This window comes from Streptomyces sp. CB01373 (assembly GCF_002803075.1).
In the GTDB taxonomy this organism is placed as follows: domain Bacteria; phylum Actinomycetota; class Actinomycetes; order Streptomycetales; family Streptomycetaceae; genus Streptomyces.
Genome location: NZ_NNBK01000016.1, coordinates 1 through 22,649 on the forward strand (window position 1 = coordinate 1; position 22,649 = coordinate 22,649).

13 protein-coding genes and 2 rRNA genes are annotated in these 22,649 nt (G+C 68.9%); 2 read left to right on the forward strand and 13 right to left on the reverse strand.

Annotated elements, in window-relative coordinates:
• Positions 1-87 precede the first annotated feature (87 nt).
• The 3 genes from CG719_RS25180 to CG719_RS25195 form a co-directional block, all read right to left on the reverse strand.
• Positions 88-3,209: ribosomal RNA gene (locus CG719_RS25180) — 23S ribosomal RNA — on the reverse strand.
• Between the two features lie 311 nt (positions 3,210-3,520).
• Positions 3,521-5,046: ribosomal RNA gene (locus CG719_RS25185) — 16S ribosomal RNA — on the reverse strand.
• Together the 16S and 23S rRNA genes form the textbook arrangement of a ribosomal RNA operon.
• An 844-nt stretch (positions 5,047-5,890) precedes the next feature.
• Positions 5,891-6,898 carry a stage II sporulation protein M gene (locus CG719_RS25195; RefSeq protein WP_100570972.1) on the reverse strand — a complete coding sequence of 336 codons (1,008 nt, stop codon included), beginning with the start codon at positions 6,896-6,898 and terminating at the stop codon, positions 5,891-5,893.
• 131 nt (positions 6,899-7,029) lie between these two features.
• On the opposite strand from CG719_RS25195, the gene CG719_RS25200 reads away from it, so the two are divergent.
• Complete coding sequence (locus CG719_RS25200; RefSeq protein ID WP_100570973.1) at positions 7,030-8,079, forward strand: RDD family protein; 1,050 nt, start codon at positions 7,030-7,032, stop codon at positions 8,077-8,079.
• 26 nt (positions 8,080-8,105) lie between these two features.
• On the opposite strand, the gene CG719_RS25205 is transcribed toward CG719_RS25200, so the two are convergent.
• The 8 genes from CG719_RS25205 to CG719_RS25240 form a co-directional block, all read right to left on the reverse strand.
• A complete protein-coding gene (locus CG719_RS25205) occupies positions 8,106-8,723 on the reverse strand; it encodes a hypothetical protein (RefSeq protein ID WP_100570974.1) in 618 nt (205 codons plus the stop codon).
• Between the two features lie 182 nt (positions 8,724-8,905).
• Complete coding sequence (gene ahcY, locus CG719_RS25210; RefSeq protein ID WP_100570975.1) at positions 8,906-10,363, reverse strand: adenosylhomocysteinase; 1,458 nt, start codon at positions 10,361-10,363, stop codon at positions 8,906-8,908.
• 285 nt (positions 10,364-10,648) lie between these two features.
• Positions 10,649-11,629, reverse strand: coding sequence for a cation diffusion facilitator family transporter (locus CG719_RS25215; protein ID WP_100570976.1), 981 nt, complete (start codon positions 11,627-11,629; stop codon positions 10,649-10,651).
• 130 nt (positions 11,630-11,759) lie between these two features.
• A complete protein-coding gene (manA, locus tag CG719_RS25220) occupies positions 11,760-12,911 on the reverse strand; it encodes a mannose-6-phosphate isomerase, class I (protein ID WP_100570977.1) in 1,152 nt (383 codons plus the stop codon).
• A 50-nt stretch (positions 12,912-12,961) separates the two neighbouring features.
• A complete protein-coding gene (locus CG719_RS25225; protein WP_100570978.1) occupies positions 12,962-14,089 on the reverse strand; it encodes an SIS domain-containing protein in 1,128 nt (375 codons plus the stop codon).
• Between the two features lie 102 nt (positions 14,090-14,191).
• Complete coding sequence (locus CG719_RS25230) at positions 14,192-14,362, reverse strand: Trm112 family protein (protein WP_100570979.1); 171 nt, start codon at positions 14,360-14,362, stop codon at positions 14,192-14,194.
• Positions 14,363-14,509: 147 nt separating this feature from the next.
• Positions 14,510-15,874, reverse strand: coding sequence for a phosphomannomutase/phosphoglucomutase (locus CG719_RS25235; protein WP_100570980.1), 1,365 nt, complete (start codon positions 15,872-15,874; stop codon positions 14,510-14,512).
• A 112-nt stretch (positions 15,875-15,986) separates the two neighbouring features.
• A complete protein-coding gene (locus CG719_RS25240; RefSeq protein WP_100570981.1) occupies positions 15,987-16,409 on the reverse strand; it encodes a DUF3499 domain-containing protein in 423 nt (140 codons plus the stop codon).
• A gap of 315 nt (positions 16,410-16,724) precedes the next feature.
• On the opposite strand from CG719_RS25240, the gene CG719_RS25245 reads away from it, so the two are divergent.
• Complete coding sequence (locus CG719_RS25245) at positions 16,725-17,174, forward strand: metallopeptidase family protein (RefSeq protein WP_100570982.1); 450 nt, start codon at positions 16,725-16,727, stop codon at positions 17,172-17,174.
• Positions 17,175-17,223: 49 nt separating this feature from the next.
• Here the strand turns inward: CG719_RS25245 and CG719_RS25250 are convergent, their stop codons facing one another.
• Both CG719_RS25250 and CG719_RS25255 read right to left on the reverse strand, forming a co-directional pair.
• The gene (locus CG719_RS25250) at positions 17,224-18,744 is read right to left on the reverse strand and encodes a DUF5719 family protein (RefSeq protein ID WP_100570983.1); all 1,521 of its coding nucleotides are present in this window, start codon (positions 18,742-18,744) and stop codon (positions 17,224-17,226) included.
• Positions 18,741-22,535 carry a glycosyltransferase family 2 protein gene (locus CG719_RS25255; protein WP_100570984.1) on the reverse strand — a complete coding sequence of 1,265 codons (3,795 nt, stop codon included), beginning with the start codon at positions 22,533-22,535 and terminating at the stop codon, positions 18,741-18,743. Before CG719_RS25255 ends, CG719_RS25250 begins: the two co-directional genes overlap by 4 nt.
• Positions 22,536-22,649 lie beyond the last annotated feature (114 nt).

Below are 22,649 nucleotides of genomic sequence, written 5' to 3' on the forward strand. Positions count from 1 at the left end.
CACTATGAAACAATCAACCGGAGCCGTAACACATGGCTACGACGGTTGTTCGTGGTTTCAGAACCAACACAGTGGACGCGAGCAACTGAGGACAAGCCCTCGGCCTATTAGTACCGGTCACCTCCACACGTTACCGTGCTTCCAGATCCGGCCTATCAACCCAGTCGTCTACTGGGAGCCTTACCCCATCAAGTGGGTGGGAGTCCTCATCTCGAAGCAGGCTTCCCGCTTAGATGCTTTCAGCGGTTATCCCTCCCGAACGTAGCCAACCAGCCATGCCCTTGGCAGGACAACTGGCACACCAGAGGTTCGTCCGTCCCGGTCCTCTCGTACTAGGGACAGCCCTTCTCAAGACTCCTACGCGCACAGCGGATAGGGACCGAACTGTCTCACGACGTTCTAAACCCAGCTCGCGTACCGCTTTAATGGGCGAACAGCCCAACCCTTGGGACCGACTCCAGCCCCAGGATGCGACGAGCCGACATCGAGGTGCCAAACCATCCCGTCGATATGGACTCTTGGGGAAGATCAGCCTGTTATCCCCGGGGTACCTTTTATCCGTTGAGCGACGGCGCTTCCACAAGCCACCGCCGGATCACTAGTCCCGACTTTCGTCCCTGCTCGACCCGTCGGTCTCACAGTCAAGCTCCCTTGTGCACTTACACTCAACACCTGATTGCCAACCAGGCTGAGGGAACCTTTGGGCGCCTCCGTTACTCTTTAGGAGGCAACCGCCCCAGTTAAACTACCCATCAGACACTGTCCCTGATCCGGATCACGGACCCAGGTTAGACATCCAGCACGACCAGACTGGTATTTCAACGACGACTCCACAACCACTGGCGTGGCCGCTTCAAAGTCTCCCAGCTATCCTACACAAGCCGAACCGAACACCAATATCAAACTGTAGTAAAGGTCCCGGGGTCTTTCCGTCCTGCTGCGCGAAACGAGCATCTTTACTCGTAGTGCAATTTCACCGGGCCTATGGTTGAGACAGTCGAGAAGTCGTTACGCCATTCGTGCAGGTCGGAACTTACCCGACAAGGAATTTCGCTACCTTAGGATGGTTATAGTTACCACCGCCGTTTACTGGCGCTTAAGTTCTCAGCTTCGCCCCACCGAAATGGAGCTAACCGGTCCCCTTAACGTTCCAGCACCGGGCAGGCGTCAGTCCGTATACATCGCCTTACGGCTTCGCACGGACCTGTGTTTTTAGTAAACAGTCGCTTCTCGCTGGTCTCTGCGGCCACCCCCAGCTCACCGTGTAAAACGGATCACCAGACGTGGCCCCCCTTCTCCCGAAGTTACGGGGGCATTTTGCCGAGTTCCTTAACCATAGTTCACCCGAACGCCTCGGTATTCTCTACCTGACCACCTGAGTCGGTTTAGGGTACGGGCCGCCATGAAACTCGCTAGAGGCTTTTCTCGACAGCATAGGATCATCCACTTCACCACAATCGGCTCGGCATCAGGTCTCACCCTGCATGAGTGGCGGATTTACCTACCACTCGGGCTACACCCTTACCCCGGGACAACCACCGCCCGGGATGGACTACCTTCCTGCGTCACCCCATCACTCACCTACTAACCGCTTGGTTCGGCGGCTCCACCACTCCCCCTCACTCCGAAGAGATCAGGGGCGGCTTCACGGCCTTAGCATCACGATGCTCGATGTTTGACGCTTCACAGCGGGTACCGGAATATCAACCGGTTATCCATCGACTACGCCTGTCGGCCTCGCCTTAGGTCCCGACTTACCCTGGGCAGATCAGCTTGACCCAGGAACCCTTAGTCAATCGGCGCACACGTTTCTCACGTGTGTATCGCTACTCATGCCTGCATTCTCACTCGTCAACCGTCCACAACTACCTTCCGGTGCTGCTTCACCCGGCAGACGACGCTCCCCTACCCATCACGATCCCCGTTGGGGGTACATATCGCAATGACACGACTTCGGCGGTACGCTTGAGCCCCGCTACATTGTCGGCGCGGAATCACTAGACCAGTGAGCTATTACGCACTCTTTCAAGGGTGGCTGCTTCTAAGCCAACCTCCTGGTTGTCTGTGCGACTCCACATCCTTTCCCACTTAGCGTACGCTTAGGGGCCTTAGTCGATGCTCTGGGCTGTTTCCCTCTCGACCATGGAGCTTATCCCCCACAGTCTCACTGCCGCGCTCTCACTTACCGGCATTCGGAGTTTGGCTAAGGTCAGTAACCCGGTAGGGCCCATCGCCTATCCAGTGCTCTACCTCCGGCAAGAAACACACGACGCTGCACCTAAATGCATTTCGGGGAGAACCAGCTATCACGGAGTTTGATTGGCCTTTCACCCCTAACCACAGGTCATCCCCCAGGTTTTCAACCCTGGTGGGTTCGGTCCTCCACGAAGTCTTACCTCCGCTTCAACCTGCCCATGGCTAGATCACTCCGCTTCGGGTCTTGAGCGTGCTACTCCATCGCCCTATTCGGACTCGCTTTCGCTACGGCTACCCCACTCGGGTTAACCTCGCAACACACCGCAAACTCGCAGGCTCATTCTTCAAAAGGCACGCAGTCACGAGATGCAGCAAGCTGCATCCGACGCTCCCACGGCTTGTAGGCACACGGTTTCAGGTACTATTTCACTCCCCTCCCGGGGTACTTTTCACCATTCCCTCACGGTACTATCCGCTATCGGTCACCAGGGAATATTTAGGCTTAGCGGGTGGTCCCGCCAGATTCACACGGGATTTCTCGGGCCCCGTGCTACTTGGGTGTCTCTCAAACGAGCCGCTGACGTTTCGACTACGGGGGTCTTACCCTCTACGCCGGACCTTTCGCATGTCCTTCGTCTACATCAACGGTTTCTGACTCGTCCCACGGCCGGCAGACCGTGGAAGAGAGATCCCACAACCCCCACGACGCAACCCCTGCCGGGTCTCACACGTCGTAGGTTTAGCCTCATCCAGTTTCGCTCGCCACTACTCCCGGAATCACGGTTGTTTTCTCTTCCTGCGGGTACTGAGATGTTTCACTTCCCCGCGTTCCCTCCACTTGCCCTATGTGTTCAGACAAGGGTGACAGCCCATGACGACTGCCGGGTTTCCCCATTCGGAAACCCCCGGATCAAAGCCTGGTTGACGACTCCCCGGGGACTATCGTGGCCTCCCACGTCCTTCATCGGTTCCTGGTGCCAAGGCATCCACCGTGCGCCCTTAAAAACTTGGCCACAGATGCTCGCGTCCACTGTGCAGTTCTCAAACAACGACCAACCACCCGTCACAACCCGCCGAAGCAGATTTTTACCGGGGCCGGCAACCGAAGACCCGACCAGACGGCCGTGCCCTCAGATACCCAACAGCGTGCCCGGCACGACCAGCCGACCAGATCAGCGTTCCACGCCCCGAAGAGCAGTACTAGCGCCTGGTCCGTCCTGGACCGTACCGAATAATCAACGTTCCACCCATGAGCAACCAGCATCAGACATTCGCCGATGTACTGGCCTCTGACCGAGCGAACCCGGTAAGAAGTGCTCCTTAGAAAGGAGGTGATCCAGCCGCACCTTCCGGTACGGCTACCTTGTTACGACTTCGTCCCAATCGCCAGTCCCACCTTCGACAGCTCCCTCCCACAAGGGGTTGGGCCACCGGCTTCGGGTGTTACCGACTTTCGTGACGTGACGGGCGGTGTGTACAAGGCCCGGGAACGTATTCACCGCAGCAATGCTGATCTGCGATTACTAGCAACTCCGACTTCATGGGGTCGAGTTGCAGACCCCAATCCGAACTGAGACCGGCTTTTTGAGATTCGCTCCACCTCACGGTATCGCAGCTCATTGTACCGGCCATTGTAGCACGTGTGCAGCCCAAGACATAAGGGGCATGATGACTTGACGTCGTCCCCACCTTCCTCCGAGTTGACCCCGGCGGTCTCCTGTGAGTCCCCATCACCCCGAAGGGCATGCTGGCAACACAGAACAAGGGTTGCGCTCGTTGCGGGACTTAACCCAACATCTCACGACACGAGCTGACGACAGCCATGCACCACCTGTACACCGACCACAAGGGGGGCACTATCTCTAATGCTTTCCGGTGTATGTCAAGCCTTGGTAAGGTTCTTCGCGTTGCGTCGAATTAAGCCACATGCTCCGCTGCTTGTGCGGGCCCCCGTCAATTCCTTTGAGTTTTAGCCTTGCGGCCGTACTCCCCAGGCGGGGAACTTAATGCGTTAGCTGCGGCACCGACGACGTGGAATGTCGCCAACACCTAGTTCCCACCGTTTACGGCGTGGACTACCAGGGTATCTAATCCTGTTCGCTCCCCACGCTTTCGCTCCTCAGCGTCAGTAATGGCCCAGAGATCCGCCTTCGCCACCGGTGTTCCTCCTGATATCTGCGCATTTCACCGCTACACCAGGAATTCCGATCTCCCCTACCACACTCTAGCTAGCCCGTATCGAATGCAGACCCGGGGTTAAGCCCCGGGCTTTCACACCCGACGTGACAAGCCGCCTACGAGCTCTTTACGCCCAATAATTCCGGACAACGCTTGCGCCCTACGTATTACCGCGGCTGCTGGCACGTAGTTAGCCGGCGCTTCTTCTGCAGGTACCGTCACTTTCGCTTCTTCCCTGCTGAAAGAGGTTTACAACCCGAAGGCCGTCATCCCTCACGCGGCGTCGCTGCATCAGGCTTTCGCCCATTGTGCAATATTCCCCACTGCTGCCTCCCGTAGGAGTCTGGGCCGTGTCTCAGTCCCAGTGTGGCCGGTCGCCCTCTCAGGCCGGCTACCCGTCGTCGCCTTGGTGAGCCATTACCTCACCAACAAGCTGATAGGCCGCGGGCTCATCCTTCACCGCCGGAGCTTTCAACTCCCGCAGATGCCTGCAGGAGTGATATCCGGTATTAGACCCCGTTTCCAGGGCTTGTCCCAGAGTGAAGGGCAGATTGCCCACGTGTTACTCACCCGTTCGCCACTAATCCCCACCGAAGTGGTTCATCGTTCGACTTGCATGTGTTAAGCACGCCGCCAGCGTTCGTCCTGAGCCAGGATCAAACTCTCCGTGAATGTATACCGGTAATCCGGCGACACATCACGAGAGCGGAACCAGAGGGGAGGAATAGTCCCCTCGGTTCACAGCGTCCTCGCTGTGTTTTTTCAAAGGAACCTCGTCCCAGCGGATGCTGGAGACGGGGTATCAACATATCTGGCGTTGATTTTTGGCACGCTGTTGAGTTCTCAAGGAACGGACGCTTCCTTTGTACTCACCCTCTCGGGCTTTCCTCCGGGCNACTTGCATGTGTTAAGCACGCCGCCAGCGTTCGTCCTGAGCCAGGATCAAACTCTCCGTGAATGTATACCGGTAATCCGGCGACACATCACGAGAGCGGAACCAGAGGGGAGGAATAGTCCCCTCGGTTCACAGCGTCCTCGCTGTGTTTTTTCAAAGGAACCTCGTCCCAGCGGATGCTGGAGACGGGGTATCAACATATCTGGCGTTGATTTTTGGCACGCTGTTGAGTTCTCAAGGAACGGACGCTTCCTTTGTACTCACCCTCTCGGGCTTTCCTCCGGGCTTCCCTTCGGTGTTTCCGACTCTATCAGATCTTTTTCCGATCCGATTTCCTCGGTGCTTTCCAGGTTTCCGCTCTCGCGTTTCCCTTTCCGGCGGTTCCGACTTTATCAGAACTTTTGAGCCGGTCCGACCGGCCTTCGTTTCCGATTTATCGGGAGAGGCTTCTCCATGTTCGATCTTGTCGACATGTACAGAAGCAGACAGACGTTCACTGTCACCCTTGTGGACCTTGTCCATCTCCGGGCAACTGTTTGAATCTACCTCCTCACCGGACCCGTGTCAACGGCTCTGGTGCGGCGAAGAGGAGAGTAGCAGCTCGGCGGGCTCAAACGCACATCAGGCGGCGGTCGGCACGGTCGCACTTCGCTCGATCGGCTCCACGTCCCCTGTGCCGCCGGCCCGTGCCGCTCGACCGCCGAGGACGTAGACGTAGGCCAGGAAGGCCAGCTCGGCGAGGATCCCGATGCCTATGCGGGCCCAGGTGGGCAGTCCCGACGGCGTGACGAAGCCTTCGATGGCGCCGGAGACGAAGAGAACGAGGGCCAGGCCGATCGCCATGCCCAGCGCGGCCCGGCCCTCTTCGGCGAGAGCGGCGCGGCGGGAGCGGGGGCCGGGGTCGATGACCGTCCAGCCCAGGCGCAGCCCCGTACCGGCAGCGACGAAGACCGCGGTCAGTTCGAGCAGACCATGAGGGAGGACGAGGCCGAGGAAGGTGTCGAGGCGGCCGGCCGAGGACATCAGGCCGATGCCCACACCGAGGTTGAGCATGTTCTGGAAGAGGATCCACAGGACCGGCAGCCCCAGAAAGACGCCCAGGACCAGGCACATCGCGGCGGCCTGCGCGTTGTTCGTCCAGACCTGGGCGGCGAAGGCGGCCGCGGGGTGGCTGGAGTAGTAGGTCTCGTACTCGCCGCCGGGACGGGTGAGCTGCCGCAGTTCGTCGGGTGCCGCGATCGCGGCCTGCACCTCGGGGTGTGTCCCTATCCACCACCCCAGGAGTGCCGCGACGACGGTGGACACGAGTGCGGTGGGAACCCACCAGTGGCGGGCCCGGTAGACCGCCGCGGGGAACCCTTCCAGCAGGAAGCGGGTGACGTCCCGCCACGAGGCACGGCGGGTCCCCGTCACAGCGCTGCGCGCGCCCGCCACGAGCTGGCTGAGCCGGCCCGTCAGCTGCGGGTCGGGTGCGCTGGACTGGATCAGGGAGAGGTGGGTGGCGGTGCGCTGGTAGAGGGCGACGAGTTCGTCGGCCTCCGTGCCGGTGAGCCTGCGCCTGCGGCGGAGCAGGGTGTCGAGGCGGTCCCATTCCGCTCGGTGGGCGGAGACGAAGACGTCCAGGTCCATCGTGCCTGCCTGCTCCTCGGCTGGTTGTTCGACAACTCGTCGGCTGTGTCAGCTTGTCCTACTGCGGCGCGGTCGCCCTCAGCTTGGCAGACTGGCCGTTCTCGGGGCAGGCCAGGGGAAGGACGACGGGCATGAGTGAGCTGGTGACGGGTGAGGCCGTGGCGCTGGAGGTGCGCCCGGCCAGGCTGCCCAGCAGGGCACTGGCAGTGCTGCTCGACCTGGTCGTGACGGTGATGGTCTACATGGTCGTGTCCTTTGGCCTCCTCGCCGCCACGGCTTCCCTGGACGAGGCGGCGCAGATCGCGGTGTCGATCGGGACGTTCCTGCTCGTGCTGGTCGGGGGTCCGATAGCCGTGGAGACGCTCAGCCACGGGCGGTCCCTCGGAAAGATGGCCTGCGGGCTGCGGGTGGTCCGGGACGACGGCGGGCCGATCCGCTTCCGGCACGCGCTGGTGCGTGGCGCGATCGGTGTGGTCGAGATTCTGATGACGTTCGGGGCCGTCGCCTGCATCTCCTCGTTGGTGTCGGCGCGAGGGCGTCGGCTGGGTGACGTGTTCGCGGGCACCCTGGTCGTGCGGGAGCGGGTGCCGGCCGGGCAGGCGACCGCCGTGCCTCCGCCGCCGCCCTGGCTGGCGGGGCGTTTCTCGGAGCTCGATCTGTCGGCGGTGCCCGACGGGCTCTGGCTGGCGATCCGGCAGTACCTGACACGGATGCAGCACCTGGATCCGCGGGTCGGCTGGAACATGGCCGAACGGCTCGCCGCCGATCTCGTCGCCCTTACCGGGACTCCGGCACCACGCGAGATCCCGCCGGCCATGTATCTGGCGGCGGTGCTGCAGGAGCGGCAGGCACGTGAGGCCCGGCGCACGTTCGGCGGCGGCTACGGGGCCGGTGCGTTCGCGGCAGGGGGCGGGGTCCCGGTCGCCGGGTTCGGTGCGGCGCCCGGTGGTCCCGGCTTCCCGCCGCCGCAACCACCGGTGTACGGCGCGCCGCAGTCGCAGGCGTACGGCGTCGGCGAGCACCCGGGTGCTCCCGTGTCCGCCGCCGCGGCCTCACCCGCCGCGCCTCAGGACACCCCCTCCTGGGGCGCCCCGGCCATGGATCTCCCGTCGCAGGACGCTGCCTTCGAGGACACGTCGCGGACCGAGCGTCCCGGTACCGGGTTCGTGCCGCCGGCCTGACGCGTCGGCCGCTCCGCCCCGCAGGCTCAGGAGTCGAAGACCGACGGGGGCGACTGGAGGTCTTCGAGCTCGATGCCGGGGGCTGCCAGAACCACGTCCCCGGCGATGTGCACGGTGTGCTGCTCGCCCGTGTCCAGGGCTGTGACCTGGTATTCGTCCACGGTCAGGGGCCCGTTGTCAGTGGCGTGTGCTTCTCTTTCCAGCAGAGCCCAGGACTGGTCCACGGTGCGGGGGGCGAGGACCGGATCCGTGAAGGCGACGAGGCGGACACGGGTCGCGGAGGCAGAGGGGGTGAGGCGCAGGAGACGGGCGGTGGCGACGAGGAACGCGGGGGACGTGCCGGTGAAGGCGTGAGCGCGCGCAGTGCCTTCGATGGCATGGATGCCGGTGGGGTCGGTGCGCACCCAGGTGACGCCGTCGAGGGCGGCACCGCGCACCTGCCAGCTTCCCGCGTGGAGTTCGAGGCGAAGGGGACGGCCGAGATCGTCCAGGGCCAGGTCGACGGAGCCGTGATGAGTACCCGAGGGGGTGGTCACCTGGGACACGTAGCGCCAGCCGGAGGGGCCGGGCGCGCACTGGAAGTGCTCTTCTGCGAGGGGGGTGTGATCGTGCGGATCGTGGAGCGAATAACGGCCGCGGGGCATGGGGGTCCTGGGGTGTGACGGGGTGGTCCGGCCGCCTCGGTGCTTCGGGCGGGCGGGCGGCGTGACGGCCGCCGGTCCGGTCGAAACGGCCGGTCCGGCCAAAGGGGCAGGCCCCCGACACGGGGGTGCGGGGGCCTGCCTCGAAGGACCTGGCTGAGACGCGGGGTGCGGCTCGGTGGCGGTCAGTAGCGGTAGTGGTCCGACTTGTACGGGCCGTCGACCTCCACGCCGATGTACGCGGCCTGCTCGGGGCGCAGCGTGGTGAGCTTGACGCCGAGGGCGTCCAGGTGGAGGCGCGCGACCTTCTCGTCGAGGTGCTTGGGCAGCACGTAGACACCGGTCGGGTACTCGTCGGGCTTGGTGTACAGCTCGATCTGGGCCAGGGTCTGGTCCGCGAAGGAGTTGGACATCACGAACGACGGGTGGCCGGTGGCGTTGCCCAGGTTCAGCAGGCGGCCCTCGGACAGCACGATGATCTTCTTGCCGTCCGGGAAGGTCCAGGTGTGGACCTGCGGCTTGACCTCGTCCTTGACGATGCCGGGGGTCTTGGCGAGGCCGGCCATGTCGATCTCGTTGTCGAAGTGGCCGATGTTGCCGACGATGGCCTGGTGCTTCATCTTCGCCATGTCGGAGGCGAGGATGATGTCCTTGTTGCCGGTGGTGGTGACGAAGATGTCGGCCGTCTCGACGACCTCGTCCAGCGTGGTGACCTGGTAGCCGTCCATCGCCGCCTGGAGGGCGCAGATCGGGTCGATCTCGGTGATGATCACGCGGGCGCCCTGGCCGCGCAGGGACTCCGCGCAGCCCTTGCCCACGTCGCCGTAGCCGCACACGACGGCGGTCTTGCCGCCGATCAGGACGTCGGTGGCGCGGTTGATCCCGTCGACCAGGGAGTGCCGGCAGCCGTACTTGTTGTCGAACTTCGACTTGGTGACGGCGTCGTTGACGTTGATCGCCGGGAACAGGAGGGTGCCCTCGCGCTGCATCTCGTACAGGCGGTGCACGCCGGTGGTGGTCTCCTCGGTGACGCCCCGGATCTCGGAGGCCAGCTGGGTCCACTTCTGGGGGTTCTCGCCCAGGGTGCGGTTCAGCAGCTCCAGGATGACGCGGTGCTCGTCGGACTCGGCGGTGTCGGGCGAGGGGACCTTGCCGTCCTTCTCGTACTCGACGCCGTTGTGGACGAGCAGGGTGGCGTCGCCGCCGTCGTCCAGGATCATGTTCGGGCCGCCGGTGGGGCTGTCCGGCCAGGTCAGCGCCTGCTCGGTGCACCACCAGTACTCCTCGAGGGTCTCGCCCTTCCAGGCGAAGACCGGAACGCCCTGCGGGTCGTCGGGGGTGCCGTGGGGGCCGACGGCGATGGCGGCGGCCGCGTGGTCCTGGGTGGAGAAGATGTTGCAGGACGCCCAGCGGACGCGCGCGCCGAGGGCCGTCAGGGTCTCGATCAGGACGGCGGTCTGCACGGTCATGTGCAGGGAGCCGGTGACGCGGGCGCCCTTGAGCGGCTGCTTCTCGGCGTACTCCGCACGGATGGCCATGAGGCCCGGCATCTCGTGCTCGGCGAGGGAGATCTCCTTGCGGCCGAACTCGGCCAGGGACAGGTCGGCGACCTTGAAGTCCTGTCGGTTCTCGACAGTCGTCATGGGGTGCTGCTCCTCGGGGTTGGGGCGAGGTGGGTACGGCTGATCTGCGCGGCGGCGGACACAGGGGTGCCCGAAGAAGACACAGGCATGCCCGCGTGCGCGCAGCGCAGTCCGTCGGAGGCCCTCTCTCCCTCGGCCGGCCCCTGCTCGGGCCGCCCGACCGCCATCAGCAGCGACGTCTGGCTCCGACCCAAGCTACACCGCGAAGCGCGGCGGCCCACAGTCCGCGTCCGGACACTCCGGGCCGTTCGCGGGGCCTCGTGATCGTCGCCGGGCCGGGCGGGATCAGTGGCCGGTGGGGTGCGGGGCGGGGCCGCCCGGGGTGGCCTCGCGGTCCGGGCCCTTGGCCGCCTCGGCCTCGCTGTAGATGTCCGGTTCCAGGTAGATGACGCGGGCGATCGGGACGGTCGCGCGGATGCGGGCCTCGGCGGCGTCGATGGCGGCGGCGACGTCGGCGGCCGTGTCGTCGTGCCGGACGGCGATCTTGGCGGCGATGAGCAGTTCCTCGGGGCCGAGGTGGAGCGTGCGCATGTGGATGACGCCGGTGACGGTGTCACCGTCGACCATGGCGGTCTCGATCTGCCGGACCACGTCGGTGCCGGCGGCCTCGCCGAGCAGCAGGGACTTGGTCTCGGCGGCCAGGACGAGGGCGATCAGTACGAGCAGGGCGCCGATGCAGACCGTACCGATGCCGTCCCAGATGCCGTCGCCGGTGAGCAGGGAGAGACCCACACCGCCGAGGGCGAGGACGAGACCGATCAGCGCGCCGAAGTCCTCCAGGAGCACGACCGGCAGTTCGGGTGCCTTGGCGCGGCGGATGAACTGCGGCCAGGACAGCTTGCCGCGCAGTTGGTCGGCCTCCTTGATGGCCGTGCGGAAGGAGAAGCCCTCGGCGACGATCGCGAAGAGGAGGACGCCCACCGGCCAGTACCAGTGCTCCAGTTCGTGCGGGTGCCTGATCTTCTCGATGCCCTCGTAGACGGCGAACATGCCGCCGACGGAGAACAGGACGATGGAGACGAGGAAGGCGTAGACGTACCGCTCGCGGCCGTAGCCGAAGGGGTGCTGCGGAGTCGCCTCGCGCTGGGCCCGCTTGCCGCCGATCAGCAGCAGGAACTGGTTGCCGGAGTCGGCGAGGGAGTGCACGCCCTCGGCGAGCATCGAGGAGGAGCCGCTGAAGGCGAACGCCACGAACTTGGCTGCCGCGATGGCGAGGTTGGCGCCGAGTGCCGCCATGATCGCCCTGGTACCGCCTGACGCGCTCATCTGTTCGCGTGGTCCCTTCGCCGTCGTACGCCCTCGCGGCCGTGCCCCGTGCTCGGCCGGTGGGTCATTGTGGCAGCCCGGTCCGGCGGCGGTACGCGGGCGGCGGCCTCCCGGGCCGCCGCCCGGGAGGTCATACGACGACGGTGGCGCGGAACAGGGTGCCGGTGCCGGATGCCCCGGCCTTCTCGCCGGCCGGGACGAACACGGACTGCCCCGGGGTCAGTTGCTGCTCGCCGGCCCGGACGGAGCCGGTCGCGCAGAGCAGGATCTGCGGGGTGCCGAGGGTGAGGTCGACGTCGGCGGTGCCCTCGGACAGGACGTAGCGGGAGAGGCGGAACTCGTCGACGGGGGTGTCGTAGACCTCCTCGCCGTCGGGGCCGGCTTCTGGGGACATGATGCCGGGGTCGCCCGCCTCGAAGCGGACGATGCGCAGGAGTTCGGGCACGTCGACGTGCTTGGGGGTCAGGCCGCAGCGCAGGACGTTGTCGGAGTTGGCCATGATCTCCACGCCCAGGCCGTCGAGGTAGGCGTGCGGGATGCCGGCGCCGAGGAAGACCGCCTCGCCCGGTTTGAGGCGGAAGTGGTTGAGGAGCATCGCGGCCAGCACGCCCGGGTCGCCCGGGTAGTGGCGGGCGATGCCGGCGTAGGGCGCGTGGTCGCCGCCGAGGCGGGCGCAGGCGGCCGCGGCCTCGGTGACCGTCGCGGCCATCTCCTCGCGGTCGGCGGTGAGGAGGGCGGTGAGGACCTCGCGCAGGGCGGCTTCCTCGGGGCGGGTGCGCAGCACCTCGATGTACGGCTTGAGGGAGTCGACACCGAGGGCTTCGAGCAGGTCGGCGGCCCGGTTCGGCGCGCGGAAGCCGCACAGGCCGTCGAACTCGGTGAGTGCGCAGACCAGTTCGGGCTTGTGGTTGGCGTCCTTGTAGTTGCGGTGCGAAGCGTCGGCGGGGACGCCTCGGCGCTCCTCGTCGGCGTATCCCTCCTTGGCCTGCTCCAGGTCGGGGTGGACCTGGAGGGAGAGCGGGGCGCCGGCGGCGAGGATCTTGAGCAGGAAGGGCAGGTGCGGGCCGAACTTCGCGACCGTCCCGGCGCCGAGTTCCTCCTCGGGGGCGGCGTCGATGACGTCGGCGAGGGTGCCGCGTGCGGTGCGCGAGGGTGCGCCCGGGTGGGCCCCCATCCACAGCTCCGCCTGGGGCTCGCCGCTCGGTTCGACACCCAGCAGGTGCGGGATGGCGGTGGTGGAACCCCAGGCGTAGGGGCGGATCGTGTTGTCGAGGCGGTCCATGCGCTTCTCTCTGCGGTTCTGGGCTGTTCTCGGCTGTTCTCAAGGACAGATCAGGTGCCGGAGGCGAGCGCCAGGTAAACGGCGGTGAAATCCGTGACGGCGATCAGTTCCGCGAGGCTCTCGATCTCGTCGCCGGGGCCCGGCTCCAGTTCGCTGATCGGCGTGTCGTGGCTGAGGGCCAGGTCCCGGGCGGCCGGGGCGGCGGTCAGGCCGCCCAGCGGGCGATCGCGCAGCAGCACCACGCGCGCGTGCAGGGCGGGCCGTTCCTCGACGCGGTCGCGGAAGAAGTCGTCCGGGTCGGCGCTGGCGGCCAGCGGACCGGCGAGCAGCGCGGTGTGCGCGGCGAGGGCCTCGGGCAGTTCGGCGACGACCGCGGGGATGCCGGACAGTTCGGCGAGCCCGGCGGCGAAGCGGCGGCCCGCGGGTCCCGCGGAGGCGCCCTCGGTCCAGATGACCGGCAGCGCGTCGGCGAGTTCGGCGGCGAGGGTCTTGGCCGGGTTGCTGTAGGTGACGATGGCGGGTCCGCAGCGCTCGGCGATCTGGTCCAGCCGGTCGGCGACCTTCTCCAGGGCGTCGGGCGGGGCGGCGAGCAGGCCGACGCGGTCCAGGAGGACCAGCAGTGGTGTGAGCAGCGCCCACAGGACACCCGGGGCGGATCCGGCGAGGGGTTCGTCGTGGTCGTAGGGGGCCGTGGCCATGGGGATGAACAGGCCGCGGGCGCCTTCGAGGGTCTCGGCGAGCGGGGTTCCGGCCGGGGCCACGGCGACGACCGTGCAGCCGCGCCGGTAGGCCTGCTCGGCGAGCAGGGACAGGCTCGGTTCGGTGCCGTCCGGGGTGGCGATCAGCAGCAGGTCGACGGAGCCGGCCCAGCCGGGCAGCTCCCAGCGCAGGGCGCCGGCGGCGGAGGCCACACCCGTGGGCGCCAGCCGGGTCACGGGGCTGCCGGCGCCGGCGAGCGCGCCGAGCAGGTCGGCCGCGTGGGTGGCGGCGGCTCCGGGGCCGGCGATCAGGACGGCGCGGGGGCGGCCGTCGGGCCTGAGGCCGGCCACTCCGGCCTCGGTGGCGTTCCGGGCGGCGGTCCGGACGCGGGCGCCGGCCTCGGCGGCACCGCGGAGCAGTCCGCGGCTGTCGGCGGCGGCGAGCCCCTCAGGGGCGTCGAGCAGCGATTCGTCGAGCATGGGCGGCAGCCTCCCGATCGGGCACCGAGCGCCTGGTCGTCTTCGTGCGGGCAGCGGAAGTCGTCCGGACGAGGCGGTGGGCCTCCTCCGGACGAGCCGGTGTCACGCCGGGCGGCGGGCCTCGTCGACGAGCAGGACGGGGATGCCGTCGCGGACGGGGTACGCCAGACCGCAGTCCTGCCCGGTGCAGACCAGCTCGGCTTCCTGCTCCTTGAGGGGGGCGTGGCAGGCCGGGCAGGCGAGGATCTCCAGGAGGCCGGCTTCGAGCGGCATGGGGTTTCCCTTCGGGCGGCGGGATGGACGCGTCGGTGCGGTCGTACGGACGTGCCTGGTCAGCGTACCGCCGGTGGCGGCGGCATGGCGGGGGCGGGCCGGGGCCCGCATGGCGCGGCGCCGCCGCCACCGGCGGTGAACGGTCTCTCAGCCCCGGATGATCGCGAGGGCCTCGTCGCGCACCTTGGCCATCGTCGGCTCGTCGCGGGCCTCGGCGTTCAGCCGCAGGAGCGGTTCGGTGTTGGACGGGCGGACGTTGAACCACCAGTCGGCGGCGCTGACGGTGAGACCGTCGAGTTCGTCGAGGGTGACGTCCGCGCGGCCTTCGTAGGCCGACCTGATCGCTGTGAGGCGGGCGGCCTGGTCGTCGACCGTGGAGTTGATCTCGCCGGAACCGGCATAGCGGTCGTACTGGGCGACGAGGGCGGACAGCGGGCCGTCCTGGCCGCCGAGGGCCGCGAGGACGTGCAGAGCGGCGAGCATGCCGGTGTCGGCGTTCCAGAAGTCCTTGAAGTAGTAGTGCGCGGAGTGCTCGCCGCCGAAGATCGCGCCGGTCCTCGCCATCTCGGCCTTGATGAAGGAGTGGCCCACGCGGGTGCGGGCGGGCGTGCCGCCGTTCTCCTCGACCACCTCCGGGACCGACCAGGAGGTGATGAGGTTGTGGATGATCACGCCCTTGCCGCCGTTCTTCCCCAGTTCGCGGGCGGCGACCAGTGCGGTGATCGCGGACGGGGAGACCGGCTCGCCGCGCTCGTCGATCACGAAGCAGCGGTCGGCGTCGCCGTCGAAGGCGATGCCGAGGTCGGCGCCCTCCGCGCGGACCCGCTTCTGGAGGTCGACGAGGTTGGCCGGGTCGAGGGGGTTGGCCTCGTGGTTGGGGAAGGTGCCGTCCAGTTCGAAGTACATCGGGACGAGGTCGACGGGCAGGCCGTCGAAGACGGTCGGGACGGTGTGGCCGCCCATGCCGTTGCCCGCGTCGACGACGACCTTCAGGTGGCGCAGGGAGTCCAGGTCCACGAGGGAGCGCAGGTAGGCGGCGTAGTCGTGCAGCGTGTCACGCCGGCTGATCGTCCCCTGCCGGGCGGCCGGCTCCGGGGCGCCCGAGGCGAGCCACCGCTCGACCAGTTCGCGGATGTCCGCCAGTCCGGAGTCCTGGCCGACGGGGGCCGCGCCCGCGCGGCACATCTTGATGCCGTTGTACTCGGCCGGGTTGTGCGAGGCCGTGAACATCGCGCCGGGCAGGTCCAGGGCGCCGGAGGCGTAGTAGAGCTGGTCCGTGGAGCACAGCCCGATCCCGGTGACGTCGGCGCCGTGACGGGCCGCGCCGCGGGCGAAGGCGCGGGCCAGGCCGGGCGAGGAGGGCCTCATGTCGTGGCCGGTCACGAGGGCCTCGGCGCCGGTCACCTGGGCGAAGGCCGCGCCGAAGAGCTCGGCCAGCGACTCGTCCCACTGATCCGGGACCACCCCGCGTACGTCGTACGCCTTCACGATCTGCGACAGATCAGCAGCCACGGCAAGCCCTTCTGAGGTCCTATCGGTCACCACAAACTACCGTCGGTGCGCGAACACGAGGCAGCGAAGGCGCGGGGCACGGGTGACGGAAGGAGTGCGCGGCCGGACGCGGTCAGTTGTCGGGCGAGCGCAGCACGCGCAGGTGGCCGCGGCGAGCGACCTCCATCGGGTCCGCGGTACGCGCTCCGCCACCGGCCTCGGCCGCCCGTTCCTGGGGCCTGGCGGCCTCGCGCACGGCGTTGGCAAGCGCTTCCAGATCGTCGCCGCTGGGCCGCGCGGGAGCCGAGCCGTCGAGGAGCCGGACGACCTCCCAGCCGCGCGGGGCGGTGAGGCGCTCGGAGTGTTCGGCGCACAGGTCGTAGCAGTGGGGTTCGGCGTAGGTCGCGAGCGGGCCGAGGACAGCGGTCGAGTCGGCGTAGACGTACGTCAGCGTCGCTACGGCGGGACGGCCGCAAGCGGTGCGCGAACAGCGACGTACAAGGCTCACGACGTTGGACGGTACCGCACTCTTGAGCGGGCCGCGACGACTCTCCACCAGGCCACTCCACCGTGTCGCGGCATGAAACGTCCCGGAAGCGCCTTCTGTCACACTTCCCTGACCTGCGCGAACGCCGCCTGACGGGACCTCGGGCAAGCCGGATCCGGTCACGACCGGGTGCAAAATCAGTCAATTACCTTGATATTGACGGTCCCGTAGAGATATGGAATCGAGCCCCAGCTTGGCTGAAATGCTCACCGTCACGCAGGCCGTGACGCGGTGTCGGGCGCGGCGCCCGGGATGGCGCGCGATGTCCGGGGTGACGCGTGGAGCCGGGCGCGCGGGGACGCCGGGGACTACCCTTCAGCAGTGATGGACAACCGTGTACCGCCCCGTGCCGCCGGCCCCGGGCCCCGACGACGTGATCGCCACGGCCGGGGCATGCGCGGCCCGATCGCCCCGCCGCAGGTGCCCCTCGCCGCGAGCCGTGCCGAGGCGTTCGCGGATCTGGTGCAGGACTCCGTGGACCGGCTGGAGCGGCGCTGGCCGCAACTGGCCGACATCGACTTCTTCGTGGTGGAGGTGCCGCGGCTGGACGGGCCGGGGCAGGCGTGGAGCGACGAGGTGGTGCCGCTCGGAGGTACGGTCGCGTCGCGCGAGGGCCGACGCGCGCGCGTGGTGGTCTACCGGCGGCCGGTGGAGATCCGCACCAAGGGCCGCGACGAGCGGGCCGCCCTGGTGCACGAGGTCGTGGTCGAACAGGTGGCCGAGCTGCTGGGGCTGACCCCGGAGACGGTCGACCCCCGGTACGGCGAGGACTGACCGCCCCGCCGCGACGAGGAGCGCCCCTGCCCGCCGGGGGCCGCCAGGCTCACTTCTGCAGCACCGACAGGTCCTGCTCCGCGTGTGGCACCGCCACCATCCCCCGGTCGTCCGGCAGCGTCTGGATCGTGAAGCCGGAGCTGCCCTCCCGCGACGCCGTGAGGGTGCGCGCCCCGTAGACCGGGCCGCCGGAGACCCGCTCCACCGTGACCGCGTACGTCCCCTTCAGACCGGACGGCACCGGCGGGACGATGTCCTGGGTCGTCCCCTCCTTGATCGTGTAGGTCTTCGACACGGCCGTGCCGCCGCCGCTGCCCGCCGACGCGGTGACCTTGACCTCCGCGGTGGCGGTGGGAGCCGTCAGCGACAGCGTCGAGCCCTTGGCGCTGTTGTCCGGCGAGGTCGCCCGGGTCACGACCGGGCCGGTCGCCGGGATGAACGCCGTCTCCTGCCGGTCGCCCTTGCCCCGCAGGATCCGCAGCGCCGCGACCACCGGCACCGACCGCGAGGTCGGGGTCAGCACCAGCGAGCCCGCCTCCTCGCGCGTGACCTCACCGAGTTCGACGACGGTCGTCGTCCCGCCCTTGAGGTGGACCGTCTCGTGCCCCGCGGGCGTGATCAGCCCGGACGGGGAGGCGAGGCGCACCGTCAGGTCGGCGTCGGAGTCGGCGGGCGTGAAGGCGACCAGCCGTACGTCCGTGGCGTCCTTGGGGATGCCCGGGAGCACCAGGCTGCCCGCAGGATCGGCCGAGGCCGCCAGCCAGTCCCCGCCCAGACTGTTGTCGAGGGACTGCACCGCCGCCCCGACCCGGCCGCTGCGCACGCTCACGTGCACGGTGAGGTCCTGCTGCGGGGAATCGGCGAGCGTGGAGAGCAGGACCGGCTCGCTGGAGTGCGCCGGAACGGTGATGCCCTCGCCGGCGGGCGACTTCACGACGCCCTCCGTGCCGTAGAGCTGAATGTCGACGACGGCCGGGGAGTCGTCCGGGTTGGTGAGGTGGATGTAGTCGGACCGGCCGGCGGCCGTGCTGGCGCCGGGGAACCAGAACTGGGTGTCCGGCGGGGTGCAGGTCACGCCCAGGAGGCCGCGGCCGGCGCCCACGGTGACCTCGGTGGTCTGCTGCACCGTCCAGCCGGGTGCGAACTTGCCCTCGGCCGTGCCGATCAGCGCGGTCCCGTCCCCGCCCGAGATGTCGGCGGTGACGGGGGTGCCGGGCTCCTTGGGCTCCAGGACGGACTTGGCGGTCTTGTTCTTTCCGCCGTCCTTGGTCCCGCCCTTGGCCGTGCCCTTCCCGGCGCCCGTGTCCGACGCCTCGCCGGCGGGCAGCAACTGGGCCTTGCCCGTGCTGCCGGTGCCCGTGGTCACGGGGGTGAAGGACGCGTACGCGGTGTCGGCTATGTCCGAGGTGCTCGGCGCCGGGCACACCAGGGTGGTGCGCTCGACCGGCAGTTGCGCGGCCGCCGTGGCGGTGCCGGCGCCCGTGGCCTCCGGCGTCTCCAGCGCGGCGAATCCGGTGACGGCGGCGAGCGCGGTCACGCCGGCGATCAGGGACAGGGTCGTGCGGTTCACTGCTGGCTCCCGTCGGGGCGCTCATTGCCGTTGCCGTGCGGGTGGTGCTGAGCCGGGTCGTACGGCTCCTCGTATCCCTGGTGATACGTCGTCTGGTCGTACGGCGCCGCCGGCGTCCGGCCGTCGTAGCCGTACGGGTCGTACTGGGCGCCCTGGTACGGGTCGGCCTGGTACGCCTGGTCGTAGCCGCCCGCCGGGTACTGCTGGGGCTGGGCGCCCTGGTACTGGCCGTCGTCCTGGTACTGGTTGTCGCCGTAGGCGCCGTACTCGGCCGTCGCTCCCGCGTAGGCGGTGGTGTCCCACTCGTCGTAGGCCTGCTGGTGCGGGACGGCGGCGGGTGCCTCGTCCGGGGCGGCAGACGGGACGGTGCCCGGTTCGGGGGCGAACTCCGCCTTTCCGGGCTCCTGCTGCCCGGGCTCCTCCGGACCGAACCCCTCGTGACCGGCCTCGTCCTGTGCGGCCTCCTCGGCCTCGGCCTGGGCCCGGAGCCTGCGGGCCCGGCGGCCCTCTCCGGCGACGGCCTCGGCGGGAGCGAGCTCCTCCTCGGGCAGGTCGTCGTCGACGTCACGGCGCCGGCCGGGCAGGGCGAGCACGACGAGGACGACGGCGAGGGCACCCTGGGCCCACAGCCAGGCGGTGTGGGCGAACGGGTCCTCGAAGGTGACGTCCAGCTTGCCGCCGGAGGCGGGCAGCTGGAAGCCCTGGGCCCAGCCGTCGACGGTGGTGCGGGTGAGCGGCTTGCCGTCCAGGGTGGCCGTCCAGCCCGCGTCGGCGGAGTCGGCCAGGCGCAGCACGCGGCCCTCGGCCCCGGACGGGATGGTGGTGTGGATCTCGACGGGTCCCGCGGCGACGGGTTCGGCGGTGCCCGAGCCCGAGGCGGACACGACGGCGGCGCGCGAGACCTCCCGGTTCACCCGCCACAGGGCGCTGCCGTCCTGCTGGCTGAGCCGGGTGAGGCCGGGCGTGGCGTCCAGGACGCGGCTGACGTCGCGGGGCGCGCCCTTGTGGACCAGGACGTAGCGCACGGCGTAGCCGCCGAGCTGGCCGGCCTGGTCGGCGCCGGAGCCGGCGACCAGGTTGGCCACGACCTTGTCCAGCTGCTGGTTCGCGCCGTTCACCGCGGCGAGTTCGGCGTCGCCCATGCGGGCGCCGGAGCCGCGTACGAGCATGTAGCCGACGTGTGCGGGCGAGTCGCTGTCGAGGACCAGGGTGCGGGCCTGGTCGCGGGTGGCGCTCTCCTCGGCGACGAACGCGGGCACCTGCACGGGGTCGCGTCGCTCCACCGGTCCGTCGGCGCCGCCGATCATCCAGCCGGCGGCGACGAGCAGGGGTCCGGCGGCCGAGGCGAAGGCGATGAGCGCGGCGACCGGCTGGCGCCAGCCGAAGCTCTGCTCGGCCACGCGGGCGCGTGCCCCGTCGGCGCCGATCACGGCGGCGGCGAGGAGGGCGAGGCCGTAGACGAGGGTGGCCGGGCCGGCCCAGGTGGAGCCGTTGGACAGCACGGCGAAGACGAGCGCCACCAGGGCGACCGCCCAGGCCGTCCAGATCGCGAACTGGCGCTCGGAGCGCAGCAGGGCGGCCAGCGCGGCCAGGACGATGCCGATGAGCATCAGCCCGTGCATGGTGCCGGGTCCGCCGGGACCGGCGCCGAGCAGGTCGAGCGCGGAGGCTGCCGAGGCGCCGTACTCCAGGCCGGCCTCGTGGAAGAAGCCGAACGGCAGCAGCGACAGCGACCAGGGCGCGAGGACCAGCAGCGGGGTGCCCAACTGGGCCAGGAAGCGCAGCCCGTGGGCCACGATGTCGTCGCGGCGGACGACCAGCACACCGAGGCCGAGCAGCAGCGCGATGGGCCACACGATCGGCGTGAACGCGGTGGTGATGGTCAGCAGCAGGGCGTACGCCCAGGTGGCGCGCCAACTGCCGCGGGCGCCGGGGGCTTTGGCGAGGCCGCCGGCCGCGACGCCCGCTCGGGCGATCAGCGGCAGCAGCACGGCCAGCACGGCGGTGCCGATGCGGCCGCCGGCCAGCGCGCCGGTGGTGGCGGGCAGGAAGGCGTAGGCGACGGCGACCCAGGCGCGCAGCAGACGGGAGGGGACCAGCGGGCGGGAGGCGAAGTACGCCGTGAACCCGGCCAGTGGGACCGATCCGACCAGCAGGACGGTGACCGCGAGTCCGCCCGAGCCGAGCAGCAGGGAGGCGAGCATCGCGACCATCGCCAGGTACGGCGGCGCGGACGGGGTGCCGCCCGCGCCCACCGGGTGCCAGGAGTCGAGGTAGCGCGACCACAGTTCGGCGGAGTCGGCGGGTGCGGGCAGCAGGGCGCCGCCCGCGAGCGCGCCGCCGCCGAGCAGGCCGCGGCAGGCGGCCAGGGAGGCGAGCAGCAGCACCAGGAAGAGCACCGGGCCGGGTTTGCGGGCGATGCGCTTGAGGCGGGCGAACTGCTCGACCTCGAGGAAGTCGGCGTCGTCGCCGCCGGGCCCCGACTCGATCGCGCTACCGTGCCGGCCGGCCGCGGACGCCTCGGCGTCGGAGCCGCCCACGAAGTTGCCTGCCACCTGTTCCACCGTGGCGCGGATGGTGGCGCCCGGCGGCGGGAGCAGCGCCCGCAGCTCGCCCTTGTCGATCTGCGGCCGGCCGCGTCTGCCGCGGCCCGCGATGATCCGCTCGGGCCGGAGCAGAACGCTCATCAGGCCGCGGATCTCGTCCACCGCCTGTCCCGGGACCTTGCCGACAAGGTAGGCGACGGTCCGCAGCAGGGTGCCCAGGACGAGCCGCAGCAGGACCCAGGGCAGTGCCGCCGTACGGACGTTGACGAGCAGGGTGTAGACGGCGCCGGCCTTGTCGACCTTGTGCGGGGAGGCGGCGGTGCGGCCGGCGCAGTCGACGGTGCGTCGCTCCCGGGAGGCCGCCTCGGCGTGCCGTACGACGGCTTCGGGGGCGACCAGGACGCGGTGGCCGGCGGAGATGGCACGCCAGCACAGGTCGACGTCGTCGCGCATCAGGGGGATCCGGCGGTCGAACCCGCCCAGTTCCTCGAAGATGTCACGCCGGATCAGCATTCCGGCGGTGGACACCGACAGCACGGGCCGTACGTGGTCGTGCTGTCCCTGGTCCTGCTCGCGCCGGTCGAGTCCGGTCCAACGGCGGCCGGAGTTGGCGATGCTGACGCCCACTTCGAGGAGCTGCCTTCGGTCGTACCAGCCGCGCAGCTTGGGGCCGACGACGGCCACGTCGTCGCGGCCGAGTTCGTACTCGTTGTCCACGACGCGCAGCAGCTCGGCCAGGGCCTCGGGTTCGGGTGCGCAGTCGTCGTGCAGCAGCCACAGCCACTGCACCGGCTCCCCGTGGGGCAGTTCGGGCAGGTCGTAGGCGTCGTCGCGCCAGGTGCGCGTGACGGGGTCCCAGCTGCTGGGGCGCTTGAGGTACGGCAGGTCGTCCGGGGTGAGGACCGGGGCGCCGTGGAGGGCCTCCTCGACGGCCTGTCCGAAGCCGGTGCGCCGGGCGAGGTGCACGACGCGGTCGGGGCCGAGGGCGTCGGTGACCACCTGGGCGGACTCGTCCCCGCTGCCGGTGTCGGCGGCCACGGCGTACTGGACGGGGCGCTCCTGGCCGAGCAGGCCGGCGAGCGCGTCGGGCAGCCAGCGGGCGCCGTCATGGGAGACGAGCACGGCAGTGACGACGTGGCGCGGGTACTCCGGTGTGCCGGTCTGGTCGGACACCGTCGCGCGCGCCGGGTCGGGCGCTGGGGCAGCGCCGTCGTAGTGGGCTGCCGTATGGCTGTGCACGGACATCGAGATACGGGCCCCGGTTCGGTGGTCTGCGGTGGACGCCCGCGCCCGCTGGGTGCAGGGGGGCGTGTCGGACGAGCAACCACACTATCGGCTGGCCAACAAGGCGGCCCGCCG

Bases quoted from the DNA above. Each gene is read 5' to 3' on its own strand.
- CG719_RS25195 (WP_100570972.1), bottom strand. From the start codon at position 6,898: ATGGACCTGGACGTCTTCGTCTCCGCCCACCGAGCGGAATGGGACCGC.
- CG719_RS25200 (WP_100570973.1), top strand. From the start codon at position 7,030: ATGAGTGAGCTGGTGACGGGTGAGGCCGTGGCGCTGGAGGTGCGCCCG.
- CG719_RS25205 (WP_100570974.1), bottom strand. From the start codon at position 8,723: ATGCCCCGCGGCCGTTATTCGCTCCACGATCCGCACGATCACACCCCC.
- ahcY (WP_100570975.1), bottom strand. From the start codon at position 10,363: ATGACGACTGTCGAGAACCGACAGGACTTCAAGGTCGCCGACCTGTCC.
- CG719_RS25215 (WP_100570976.1), bottom strand. From the start codon at position 11,629: ATGAGCGCGTCAGGCGGTACCAGGGCGATCATGGCGGCACTCGGCGCC.
- manA (WP_100570977.1), bottom strand. From the start codon at position 12,911: ATGGACCGCCTCGACAACACGATCCGCCCCTACGCCTGGGGTTCCACC.
- CG719_RS25225 (WP_100570978.1), bottom strand. From the start codon at position 14,089: ATGCTCGACGAATCGCTGCTCGACGCCCCTGAGGGGCTCGCCGCCGCC.
- CG719_RS25230 (WP_100570979.1), bottom strand. From the start codon at position 14,362: ATGCCGCTCGAAGCCGGCCTCCTGGAGATCCTCGCCTGCCCGGCCTGC.
- CG719_RS25245 (WP_100570982.1), top strand. From the start codon at position 16,725: ATGGACAACCGTGTACCGCCCCGTGCCGCCGGCCCCGGGCCCCGACGA.
- CG719_RS25255 (WP_100570984.1), bottom strand. From the start codon at position 22,535: ATGTCCGTGCACAGCCATACGGCAGCCCACTACGACGGCGCTGCCCCA.